Raw genomic sequence first — 11,229 nt, 5'->3', positions numbered from 1 at the left:
ATCCTATTTGGGAATATCATACCTTCGAACAGGAATAATCTGATTTTTCATAGAACTTTTGGCATTACCTAAAAAAATGAGTGAGCTAAACAGAGAAATGACTGTTTTTTGCTTTATATATCAAGTGTACGAGAAAGTTAAGACTTTTAAAAATAAAACGGTTTATACAAATAGAAACTCCCTCATTTACATGAAGTAGTGTCTTAATTATCAGCTATTTTATTATGGCTTGTCAATCCTTGATAGACTTAATTTTGAATATATTTAAGAAGCAGTTCATACGTATTTTCGATAGCGTCTGTATGAGTGCGTTCCATTCCATGACTACTAGAGACACCTGGCCCAATAAGCGCTGCTTTAATATTAGCCCCGGCTTTTAATGCAGCTGATGCGTCGCTCCCGTACATTGGGTAAATATCCACCGCAAAGTTTAGCTCGCTTTCTTTTGCAAAGTTAATTAAGCGCGTGGTCAGGTCGTAATCATAAGGACCAGATGAGTCTTTGGCACAAATAGAGACATCGAATTCTGTACAGTCTAAGTCATCACCAATACAGCCCATATCGACTGCCAATAACTCAGTAATGTCTTCAGGTATCCAGGACGCTCCGTGTCCTACTTCTTCATATGTTGAGAAGATAAAAGTTAGATTAGTAGAAGGCTGAAGAGAGTGCTTTTTCATATCTTTAAGTAAACTGACGAGAATCGCAACTGAGGCTTTATCATCCAAAAAGCGTGATTTAATAAAGCCAGATTCAGTGACGACTACTTTAGGATCGTAAGCAATGATGTCGCCATTTTGTATGCCTAAGTTTTGAGCATCTTCTTTGTTTTCTACTCGCTCGTCCAGTCTGACGATTAAATTGTCAATATCGCGCTGTTTCGTAGAAGCATCTTTAAATACATGAATAGAGGGAGACTTGGATAAAATAGTTCCCGTGTACGTTTCACCTGTTCGCGTGATGACATCACAATATTCGCCATCTAAAGTGGGGGTTAAAGGTCCGCCCAGTTTGGTTAAAGCAAGTGTCCCATCACTATTAATGGAACGCACCATCAAGCCAAGAGTGTCGACATGGGCACTTAACCCTCTTGTTATAGAAGTATCTTTGCCTTCTACTTTAACAAGCAAATTTCCTTTTGGTGTACGCTCAGTTTCATAGCCCACCTCTTCAAGCGACTTTTCTAAAAACTTAATGGCCTGTTGCGTATAACCAGTCGGACTATTAATGGAAAGAATTTCTTTTAAAAATGAAACAGTTTCTTCTTTATTAAACATAGTGTCAGTTGCTCCTATCTTTTACAAGTAATTATTTTTTAAAGGTTTCTATTTGTTGACTATGAATAATCTTTTCTGCATTTGAAACAAGATACTCTTTGTAATCACTAGAATACTCTTCTTCCAAAACTTTTAATGCAGAGGCAAAATTAAACGGACGTTCAGTCACGTTATGAGCATCTGAAGCAATCACATGAATGAGATTGGCTTGCATCATATCGTGAGCAGCTTGTCTGACTCTTTCAGAATACCCTCCTACAATGGATGTCGCAGTCACTTGCGATAGACACCCCATATCAATCAATTCTTTTAAGAGGTTAGCGTCTTCTAGAAAGGCTTTTTGGCGTTCAGGATGCGCAATGATAGGAATAATGTCATGATCTAGCATTTGCTGTAGATAATCTTTCCCAAATGACGGGAAATCACCCCATGAAAATTCGACTAAATAGTATTTTCCTTCTTTATCTAAAGGCAAGTAATTTCCAGCTAATAGTTCATCAATAAATTCTTCGTTCATACGAATTTCTTGACTGGGTGATACATTTAAGGGAACATTAGCCTCTTCTAAAATCTCTTCCACTTTTTTAGTTAGATTAATAACTTTGTCTTTTTCATTTTTAAACCAATTTAGGTTGTGATGAGGGGTTAAAATAGTATGGTGAATCCCTTCCTCTATCGCTGCCTTAGCTAAACAGATAGTTTCTTCCTCAGAGTCTGCACCATCATCAACATTTGGTATTAAATGCGTATGGATATCTATCATATTTATAGTCTCCTTTTGAAATCTTTGCTGTGTCTTTTTTTCTTTGGACACTTTTTTATCATAACATATTCTCAATGCATTGTTCTTATCTAATGACTAGATTGAAAGGTGAATTTTTAAGTTTTCGTGCATACAAAAAAGATGGTAGGTATCATTCCTACCATCCTTTATCCATTTATGATTAATCACTGTCTTTTGTGAAATGCATTTGTGGTCGCCATTTTCCGTGAGAGGCTTCTTTCAAAAAATTAAGTGTCGTATAGGCACTCTCGTTGGCCCCAAACACATCCGGGCCAGAAGTTAAACTAATGGCTCCTAAGTCAGCTAAAATCCAAGTCATGTACTTCTTGGCCCATTCTTCATCAGTGACCTGATATAAGCGGCTTAAAGCTATCGCATCTTTGTCTTCAAATACAGAATCCAAGCTACGCCCTTTACGTGTCTCTTCATCTAAAAAAGTACTCAAGGATTGAAAAAATAAATCTCTTTGTTCATTTGTAGCCGTTTCGTATTGAAGCATGACCTTAAAGACCGCTAACAACTCAAAGATAGCTGGATGCTCCGGTAAGTGATAATAAGCGCATTCTGTTTCTTTATTTTCAATGGTTTCGTTCATGGCTTGCACAAATACAGTAAATTTAGTCAGATTTGCTTCAAAGATAATGTCGCCTTCAATCAAATCTGGATCTAAAAATAAGTACTCTTTGGCCCATGGATTTTTTTCAAGTATAGTTGTTAAATCTGTCATCCCTATAAATCCCTTTCTTCCATCCTTAATAGATTTAGTATAGCATAAATTGTGAGGCCTGAAAGGTGAATTAAAAGAGCCGGTTAGAGGCTTTAATTAAAAAGCTGGAGTAGTAGATAAATCGACTTTTCTATCAACTAGAATAAAAAAGCGAGACAGACTTTTAATGCCTGCCTCTTTAGCTTAAAATTTGCCTGATTGTTGAGGATTATTCATGTACAATAGTGTAACCTAGTTTTTCAATGGTTTGCTTTGTCCGGTATGACTTAAGGCCATCTGTTTGAATCGTCAATTCCACCCGGTTACTAGGACGTCTGACAAACATGTGAGTGATATTGATCTGCTGATCAGCCAATGCTTTAGAAAGACTTGCGATAATACCAATCTTATCTTCAGGCAATTCAATCACGACGCGTGTCCCATCCTCTTGATACCCTGTTAAATCAATGAGTGCTTTGAAAATATCTTTATGCGTAATGATGCCAATGACTTCTTTCAAAGGGGTTAATACGGGTAAAACCGTGATGTTTTTCTCTGACATGAGCACCGCTGCAGCTTCAATTAACATATCAGGCGTTGCGGTCACCGCATCTTTAATCATGATATCTTTTACTCTGACCTTATCAAAAAGATAATTCATTTCATAAATACTCAAACTCGAAACATGTGATGGGGAGTTCTCAGCAATCAGTTGCTCGGTAATTAAACCGACAAATTCGCCATCATCTACGACAGGAAGTCGGTGAAACTGATTCCGATCCATTATATCTATCGCTTTTGCTAATTTGACATCAGAGGTTACTGTGACAACGTCTTTCGTCATATAGTGCCCAACGTTCATTCTTTACCCTCCTAAATATTTATCAAATTTTATTCCGTCATTAAAATAAAAAAAGACAAGCCCTATAATTGATTAGGGCTTGTCTCATTGTGTGAGCCCTACTCCATAACGAAGTGGACCCTCCTTTTTGGAAGAGTCCTGACTACACAATAATAATAATGACTGAATGAGAAAAAAGAGAAGAAAAAGACACACGTACGGTTTCATCCCTATGAGTATGTAAGTTCTGAACCCTTTCAACTTGTGAATGCATATCTTTTTCCCCTCCATTTCTTTGACTGCCATCATTATAGACGCAAATAAAATGGATTGCAACCCTTTTTTAATATATTTCTCATTATCTTATCATCAAACTCTGAAATGGCGCTATTTTTTGAAAGAAAATTTATTTATTGGGATCGACTTCGTGAATAGCTGAAGGTTCTCCATTTTGAACTTCGATAATACTAACGGTCTTAACCGGATCGTGATTGTCATCAAAGGAAAAAGTGCCCGTGACTCCTGCAAAGTTTTCTGTCGCTTCTATTTCTTCATTCACTTTAAAGGAATCGGTTGACCCGGCTCTTTCAATCGCTTCTTTCACAATATAAACGGCGTCATAAGCTAAACCCGTAAACATATCCGGTTGGTTTCCAGTTGCTTCTTCATAGGTTTCCACAAAGGATTGAATCTCTGGGTCTTCACTTTCAACCGCAAAATGCGATGTGTAATAGACATCATTCATATTCTCCATGCCAGCCAACTCATAAAAGCGCTGATTGCCTAGACCATCAGGACCAATAATCGGTTGATCAATACCCATTTCTCTCGCCTGCTTCACTATAGGACCCGCTTGTTCGTAGTAGCCCGGTACATACAAAACATCAAAGTCCATGGTCGCAATATTGGTTAAAGTCGCACTGAAATCCGTTTGATCGGCTGTAAAGTTTTCAATGGATACGACGTCTCCTTCAAAAGCCTGCTGGAAGGTTTCCGTCAAGCCTTGAGCGTAGTCGCTGGAATTATCAGAGAAAATAACCGCTTTTGAAGCTTGAAGTTCTTCATTTGAAAACAGTGCGAGTGCACCGCCTTGAAAAGAATTGGTGAAGGACGTTCTATAGGCATACGGATGAACCTCTCCGTTAGTATCTTGAAGAACCCCATCATCTGTTGCGGAAGGACTAATAATGGCAACCTGGTTCTGATTGGCTGAAGGGATGGCTGCCTGCAAGGTCCCAGTCAAGGCTGGTCCAATAATAGCGGATATTCCCTCATCAGATGTCATGGCCATGGCCCCCTGTGCCGCTTGCGATTCATCAGAAGCAATATCTCTTTCGACCACTTCAATGTGAACCCCATCAATGCCACCGGCTGCATTTATTTCTTCGACAGCCATATGGACTGCCTCATTCATGGATTGCCCATACTCAGCTGCCGAACCGGTTAATTCAAACAAAGACCCTATCTTAATGACCTCATCTGACCCGTTACCCGCTGCCGCTTCCTGTTCGCCGTCCGTTCCATTTCCACACCCTGCTATAAATAGCGTGGCTCCAATACCCAAACTTGCAATGATCTTTTTCATATTCATTTCCTCCTATGTTTTAATTAGTCTTACCCACTTAAACGACTTCCTTTTACACACTCCTTTAAAAACACAAAAAAAGAGGGGAACCCTGGAAATGGGCTCCCCTCATGGTCTTACGAGTTAAGTAGGAGGAGCCTCTCTGTAAATAACAGAAATAGGACTCCTCCAATACGTGCTTGGCAGAATCCTACTTAACTAATAATAATAATAAATTTTGTGTTTGATTCGTCTGGGCAGAGCCAGGTTGAACGTTTGTATGAATAGGTTGATTGATAAACATGTGAACCGGCCCCTCCCTAAATTAAAATTGGATTAAATTCATATTATAGAACTCTCTCTTAAAATGCAAGAGATAAATCAAAGTTTTTTAAAGAACACGTTTTCACTCCTTGTTTGACTAATGAACTCCCCATTCAACAGAGTGAATTCTATTCCTATTAGTAAGTTTGAAGACGTATGGTATGATAATAAGGTACTCATAAGAAGGAGGAATCGAACGTGTGTATCGTAACCATTAGCATTCAGGAAAATTCAAATTACCCTTTAATTATTGTTCAAAATAGAGATGAAGCCTATGAAAGAGACAGTCTTCCGATTCATTTTTGGGAGGATTACCCAGACATTTTAGCTGGGCGCGATGTCTTGCGTGGAGGCACATGGTCCGGTATAACAAACTCGGTTCGTTTTGCTTCGATGACTAACCGCCCATTTGATGACTTCCCGTCTATTAAAGACTCTTACTCCAGAGGGAAGCTCGTGAAAGATTATTTATCAGGCACGGACTCTCCTAGTGATTTTTTGAAATATGTAAAAGAAAACCGATTCAAATACGATAGCTTTCAAATCGTGTTCGGGACAGTCAATGAACTTCATGTGTATTCTAATGCGACAGACTCCCACCGCCAGTTCAAACCGGGTCTCCACTCGGTTAGCAACACGAGTGATGATTTAAGCCAGCACCGAATGGACCGGTCTCTTGACCTTATCGGTGGGTATTTAAAAGACTATCCAGAACCGAATCCGGATGATCTCATTAAATACTTTAAAGACACTCAAAAGGCCGAAGACTTAACTCACTTCCCTAAAGAAATTTCTTACGAGATGGCTAAAGATAATTCATCCATATTTATCGATGGAGATACATTTGGAACAGTGAATACCACCGTCTTTCTCGTTCATAAATCCGGTCATGTAACCGTTAAAGAAATGCGGTACGATACTGCCGGTGAAATAGAAACAACCGAGAAAACGCTGAAATTAGCCCGTTAACAATGTAAGTGCGTCGAGTCCCTTTAATGGCCTTTAAAATTATAAACAGGTTTAATCAGCTCTAAAATCTCTACCGTGTCCCCAATGTTATCAATAATATCTTTGGCTTCTTTGTAAGCCATCGGTGCCTCATCCAACGTCCCTTTTTTAACAGAAGTGGAATACACCTCACTCATCGTCGCTTGGAAAAACTCGAAAGACAACTCTTTTTTTGCAGCCGATCGGGACAGCACACGCCCTGCCCCATGGGGAGCGGAGTGATTCCAAGCGGGATTCCCCTTCCCTTTAGCGATAATCGACCCGTCCCGCATGTTCAAAGGAATAATCAGTCGTTTTCCTTCAGAAGCATCCGTCGCCCCTTTTCTCAATATCCCTTTTTCTGGCTCAATGTAATTATGCACGGAGTCGAACTGATCAGATACCGTCCAGCCCATGTGCTGAATAATCCTCTCCGTCATGCGCAAGCGATTTTGATGGGCGTACTCCTGGGCAATATACAAATCATTCAAATAATCCTCTAGCTGTGTCCCCTCCAAATAAGCCAAAGCAGGAGCGTTCACCTTCGGCTGTTCTCCCTTTTTTAAACAGAGCTCTTTTGCTAAACGTTGGTGATGATTAGCCACTGTGAGCCCCAAACTACGAGAGCCCGAATGTATCGCCAGATAAAACTCATCCTTTTCGTTTTTAGCCAGCTCGATAAAGTGATTCCCTCCACCTAATGAACCGATAGACTGCATGATGCGCTGCTTTTTCTTTAATTTAAAGGTTAAGTCATTTAAACGGTTGAAGCGTTCTGTTCGTTTATTGACTTGAAAACCAGAAGGGACATATTCTTTGATGACTTGATCCAGCTTCATATAATCGGATTTGGAAAACGGCCCGTCTTTTAATTTGGTCACCATAATACCGCACCCAATATCAACCCCAACTAAATTAGGACTCACTTTTTTGTTGCGAGTCGTCATGGTTGTCCCGATAACGGCTCCTTTTCCTATATGTGTATCAGGCATAATCGCAATGGTTTCTCCTTCAACAAAGGGTTCATTGAGTAACTGGATGATTTGTTTCTCCAACTCTTTGTCGAATTGATCGGTATAAACCGTTGCTGTATTAACTGCGCCTTTTAAAACGACTTGCTTACCCATTTCTTAGTCTCCTCTTTTCTTCTTCTACTCATCTATATGGTACCCTTTCAAGTTTAGGCTAGTCAATGGGAAGGGCTGGCTGCGGCTCCAGATATAGATGGATAGAAAAAGCCCCTCTCCATTATTAATGAAGAAGGGACTGCCTGTTAATTGTTATCTAATTGTTTTCTTAATTGATCAATTTCCTGTGCGAATTGAGGAATGATTGGCTCGAAATAAATGCCTAATTTTTGATCACGCTTAACGTTTAAACTGTGTTGGATAGACTGCTCAATGTAATCAGAACTTTTAATCACAGCATCTTTAACCGTCTCACCCAGTAGATAATAAGCTGTTATTAAACTGACAGAGATGTCCCCTACGCCTTTGAACCAAGTCTGTTCCTTGCCATGAGTATGGTAGTAAGGCTCAGTCCCTTCGGCATAAACATAGTAACCTGTTTCTTCATCCTTATTTTCTTCGTTTTCATATATGCTTGTTAAAACGACATGTTTGGCACCTAAGTCCACTAAGCGTTGAGCAATAACTGGATAATCATTCGGTCCTAAATCATCTGAATAAGGATAATCCGTAATTAAGCACGCTTCTGTTAAATTCGGAACAATCACATCTGCGTATTTGACTAATTTACGGAACTTTTCGGGAAAATCTTCACTAAAGCCAGCATATAGTTTTCCGAAGTCTGCCATAATAGGATCAATTACCACAGGCATATCGTAATCGATGGATTCTAAGTAATCGATGACAGTCGTGATTTGCTTACTATCTGCAAAATAACCTGTTAAAGTTCCACAGAATTTCGTATCCAATTCTTTCCAGTGATTCAATATCTCATCAAAGGATTCATTTAAATAGTGTTTCACTAAACCGGGATACCCCATTGTATGTGTGGATAAAATTAAGGTAGGGAGTAAAGCTACCTCAAACTGCGCTGCTTCCAATAAAGGCAGATTTGACATACCGGCAACCTTTGCAATGCCTGGTAAATCGTTAATGACTAATACGTGTTCACTCACTTTTCAATCAACTCCAATTTCATTTAGTATAATCACTATTTTTCTTTCTTCTAGCAATTACCTCTTTTTCTATTTTAACACTTAATAGCCTTCCTGACACCTGAAAATTAAAAAGGCATTTTGTTTTTTTAAAACTGAAAGCAAATAATTATAGCAATAGTCTTATACCCGGGTGTCTGTCACTTCTTTTGGTATAATAAAGGTGTCATATAGAATGAAGGAGGGATTGTCATGTTTCATGTTTTACATTTTTTGCCACTCTATTTTCAAGCAGATGCAGGTGCCGGCCCTTCACAGTTGGATAGCGAAAGAGATCACGCCTTATTGACCAATTCTGGAAGCGATATGCAGTTAGCCATCAGTCATGCTTTAGTGCTGTTTTATGAAACCTTCCCTAAAGCGGCCATTCGTAAGATTGAAGTCGACTACTCAAATAAATACAATGATTATTTAATTAAGATCAAAGGCATTGATGTGGAAAATAGCTATGAAATTAAAATTGACTTGTCTGATCACCGTCTTCTTGAACGCAGCATGACCTTATTGCCGGACCGCAAACAAGATGGGGTCGGTTTAGCTAGAGAAGCAATCAGTTTAAAGGACGTTCTCCCTTTTGATGTTATTCTGGCTAAAGTACAGGAAGAAATCTCTCAGTCTGATTTTTATAAATGCGAGCTGGAAGGATACGGGCGACTCTTGAAATGGGAGTTTCATTTTAGAAACGGCCAAGAGACCATTCAGATTGATTTAGATGGAGAAACCGGCCATATCTTTGATGTCACTTATGATTAAAGAGGAATAAAAATAACTGTCTCTTCATTAGAGGCAGTTATTTTTTTGCAGATAGTCTCTTTTAGACTCTAGCCTTTTTATGTCATTAGTGCTATTCTGATTAGTAAGTATTAAAAATGAATGAATATTTAGTGAGGAGACTGACAGATGCAATTTACAACACATGCAACGCACGATGTGACGGTTCATTTCGTTTTAGAGAACCAGTCACTGGATATGGTATCACCTGAGGTAGCCGATTACCTCTCTTCTACTTTAGATTATAAGGGTAAACTAAAATCCGTTTATACTAATGTGGGACCAAAGAGCGAAAATGTCGTTTTAGTCGGTGTGGGTGAAGAGAAAGACGTCACACGCGATCGTTTAGTTGAAGCCGCTCACGCAGCAGCTAAGGAACTGAATAAGTTGAAAGTTGAAAAAGTAAACGTGGAAGTGAAAGCGTTTGGTCAAGTGGATGCCGAAGCGACAGTTAAAGCAGTTGTTGAAGGGGTATTACAAGCGGATTATGCTTTTGATACATATAAGAAAGATAAATCCAAACACGCTTTAAAAGAAGTGTCTCTTTCGACGGACCTTTCCAATGTGGAAGACCTTATCTCTGAAGCCACTCATGTTCTGGCAGGAGTGAATTGGACGCGTGACTTAGCGAATACACCAGCTAATGATTTGTATCCGGAAACTTTAGCAGATACAGTGGTTGAGAAGTTTAAAGAGACAGATGTTCAAGTGGAAGTGTATGATAAAGCTCAGTTAGAAGAAATGGGCATGAAAGCTCTTCTAGCTGTTTCAAAAGCTTCTGTTAAAGAACCGCGTTTAATCCTCTTGAAGTACTTGCCTCTTGGCGAGGATAAACCAGCTGTTTCACTTGTTGGTAAAGGGGTCACGTATGATAGTGGCGGGTACGCTTTGAAGAATGCCAAAGGGATGGCCAATATGAAAGTGGATATGGCTGGCGCGGCATCTATGATTGGAACAGTGTACGCTTTAGCAAAGAATAAAGTTCAAAAGAACGTTATCGCTGTTGTGGTTGCTACCGAAAACATGATAGCTGGAGATGCAACGAAAAACGGAGACATTATTGAATCCCTTAAAGGATCCACTATTGAAGTCTTGAATACGGATGCTGAAGGCCGTTTGATTTTAGCTGATGGGTTATACTATGCCGCTACAGAATTGAACTCGTCTTGTATTGTGGACGCAGCGACATTAACGGGTGCAGTCGTGGCTGCTTTAGGGAAGAACATTACAGGAACGATGACGAATAATCAGGAACTCCTAGATACCTTCCACTCTGTTTCCAAAGAGACGGGCGAAGACATGTGGCAGTTACCTATCAATGATGAGTTTAGAGAACAGACGAAAGGTAAAATAACAGACTTAGTCAATATTGCGACAAATCCGACTGGAGCCGGAACTATCTTTGCAGCCGCCTTCTTAGAACACTTCGTTGAAGACACACCTTGGATTCACCTAGATATCGCCGGAACCTCTTCTTCTGGAAAAGGACATAAATACTTGCCGGATGGAGCATCAGGTGTCCCAGTTAAGACGTTATATGAATTTGTTAAACGTTACTAAATAAATAAAAAGAAAGAGTTCCCTATTGTGAAAACTAGGGAACTCTTTTTTGAATAGCTTAGCCTTACAGGTGTTGATTGAAGCGTAAGGCTAAGGAGAAAACAAGGAGCGAAGCGGCAGGTATTTCATTTGAAAGAAGTCTTGCTTTGACATGTTGCCTTTAAATTAATTGACATGTTGCTTTTTCCATTGCGTAAAGCATAATGAACCGTGTTTCTTGTGTTGATTATGAT

General features: G+C 39.5%; 10 protein-coding genes. 3 read left to right on the top strand and 7 right to left on the bottom strand.

Translation table 11 applies throughout. From position 1 onward, the window contains the following. Positions 1-248 precede the first annotated feature (248 nt). The 5 genes from ABDZ53_RS01740 to ABDZ53_RS01720 form a co-directional block, all read right to left on the bottom strand. Positions 249-1,277: a M42 family metallopeptidase gene (locus tag ABDZ53_RS01740; protein ID WP_343753354.1), complete on the bottom strand. Its 1,029-nt coding sequence runs from the start codon at positions 1,275-1,277 to the stop codon at positions 249-251. A 31-nt stretch (positions 1,278-1,308) separates the two neighbouring features. Next, on the bottom strand, positions 1,309-2,040 hold the full coding sequence (locus ABDZ53_RS01735; RefSeq protein WP_343753352.1) for a tyrosine-protein phosphatase: 732 nt from the start codon (positions 2,038-2,040) through the stop codon (positions 1,309-1,311). Positions 2,041-2,221: 181 nt separating this feature from the next. Further along, the gene (locus tag ABDZ53_RS01730) at positions 2,222-2,788 is read right to left on the bottom strand and encodes a hypothetical protein (RefSeq protein WP_343753350.1); all 567 of its coding nucleotides are present in this window, start codon (positions 2,786-2,788) and stop codon (positions 2,222-2,224) included. 208 nt (positions 2,789-2,996) lie between these two features. Next, positions 2,997-3,629: a CBS and ACT domain-containing protein gene (locus ABDZ53_RS01725; RefSeq protein ID WP_343753348.1), complete on the bottom strand. Its 633-nt coding sequence runs from the start codon at positions 3,627-3,629 to the stop codon at positions 2,997-2,999. 385 nt (positions 3,630-4,014) lie between these two features. After that, positions 4,015-5,193, bottom strand: coding sequence for an ABC transporter substrate-binding protein (locus tag ABDZ53_RS01720; protein ID WP_343753346.1), 1,179 nt, complete (start codon positions 5,191-5,193; stop codon positions 4,015-4,017). 501 nt (positions 5,194-5,694) lie between these two features. Between ABDZ53_RS01720 and ABDZ53_RS01715 the strand changes: the two genes are divergently transcribed. Continuing rightward, positions 5,695-6,465, top strand: a complete 771-nt coding sequence (locus tag ABDZ53_RS01715) for an NRDE family protein (protein ID WP_343753344.1) — start codon at positions 5,695-5,697, stop codon at positions 6,463-6,465. 23 nt (positions 6,466-6,488) lie between these two features. On the opposite strand, the gene ABDZ53_RS01710 is transcribed toward ABDZ53_RS01715, so the two are convergent. Next, positions 6,489-7,610 carry an RtcB family protein gene (locus ABDZ53_RS01710; protein WP_343753342.1) on the bottom strand — a complete coding sequence of 374 codons (1,122 nt, stop codon included), beginning with the start codon at positions 7,608-7,610 and terminating at the stop codon, positions 6,489-6,491. A gap of 146 nt (positions 7,611-7,756) precedes the next feature. After that, positions 7,757-8,626 (bottom strand): pyridoxamine kinase, encoded by an 870-nt coding sequence (locus tag ABDZ53_RS01705; RefSeq protein WP_343753340.1) that lies wholly within the window; start codon positions 8,624-8,626, stop codon positions 7,757-7,759. A gap of 231 nt (positions 8,627-8,857) precedes the next feature. Here ABDZ53_RS01705 and ABDZ53_RS01700 point away from each other — a divergent pair, with 231 nt between their 5' ends. Both ABDZ53_RS01700 and ABDZ53_RS01695 read left to right on the top strand, forming a co-directional pair. Further along, positions 8,858-9,418, top strand: coding sequence for a hypothetical protein (locus tag ABDZ53_RS01700; protein ID WP_343753338.1), 561 nt, complete (start codon positions 8,858-8,860; stop codon positions 9,416-9,418). 147 nt (positions 9,419-9,565) lie between these two features. Further along, complete coding sequence (locus ABDZ53_RS01695) at positions 9,566-10,996, top strand: leucyl aminopeptidase (RefSeq protein WP_343753336.1); 1,431 nt, start codon at positions 9,566-9,568, stop codon at positions 10,994-10,996. Positions 10,997-11,229: the final 233 nt, after the last annotated feature.

The organism is Alkalibacterium iburiense, from assembly GCF_039521845.1.
Taxonomy (GTDB): Bacteria; Bacillota; Bacilli; order Lactobacillales; family Carnobacteriaceae_A; genus Alkalibacterium; species Alkalibacterium iburiense.
Note: the sequence above shows the minus strand (reverse complement) of the source record. Positions and strands in the feature narration are given on the sequence as shown.

Coding starts and splice junctions, on each gene's coding strand:
- ABDZ53_RS01700 (WP_343753338.1), top strand. CDS start 8,858: ATGTTTCATGTTTTACATTTTTTGCCACTCTATTTTCAAGCAGATGCA.
- ABDZ53_RS01725 (WP_343753348.1), bottom strand. CDS start 3,629: ATGAACGTTGGGCACTATATGACGAAAGACGTTGTCACAGTAACCTCT.
- ABDZ53_RS01710 (WP_343753342.1), bottom strand. CDS start 7,610: ATGGGTAAGCAAGTCGTTTTAAAAGGCGCAGTTAATACAGCAACGGTT.
- ABDZ53_RS01740 (WP_343753354.1), bottom strand. CDS start 1,277: ATGTTTAATAAAGAAGAAACTGTTTCATTTTTAAAAGAAATTCTTTCC.
- ABDZ53_RS01730 (WP_343753350.1), bottom strand. CDS start 2,788: ATGACAGATTTAACAACTATACTTGAAAAAAATCCATGGGCCAAAGAG.
- ABDZ53_RS01735 (WP_343753352.1), bottom strand. CDS start 2,040: ATGATAGATATCCATACGCATTTAATACCAAATGTTGATGATGGTGCA.
- ABDZ53_RS01695 (WP_343753336.1), top strand. CDS start 9,566: ATGCAATTTACAACACATGCAACGCACGATGTGACGGTTCATTTCGTT.
- ABDZ53_RS01720 (WP_343753346.1), bottom strand. CDS start 5,193: ATGAAAAAGATCATTGCAAGTTTGGGTATTGGAGCCACGCTATTTATA.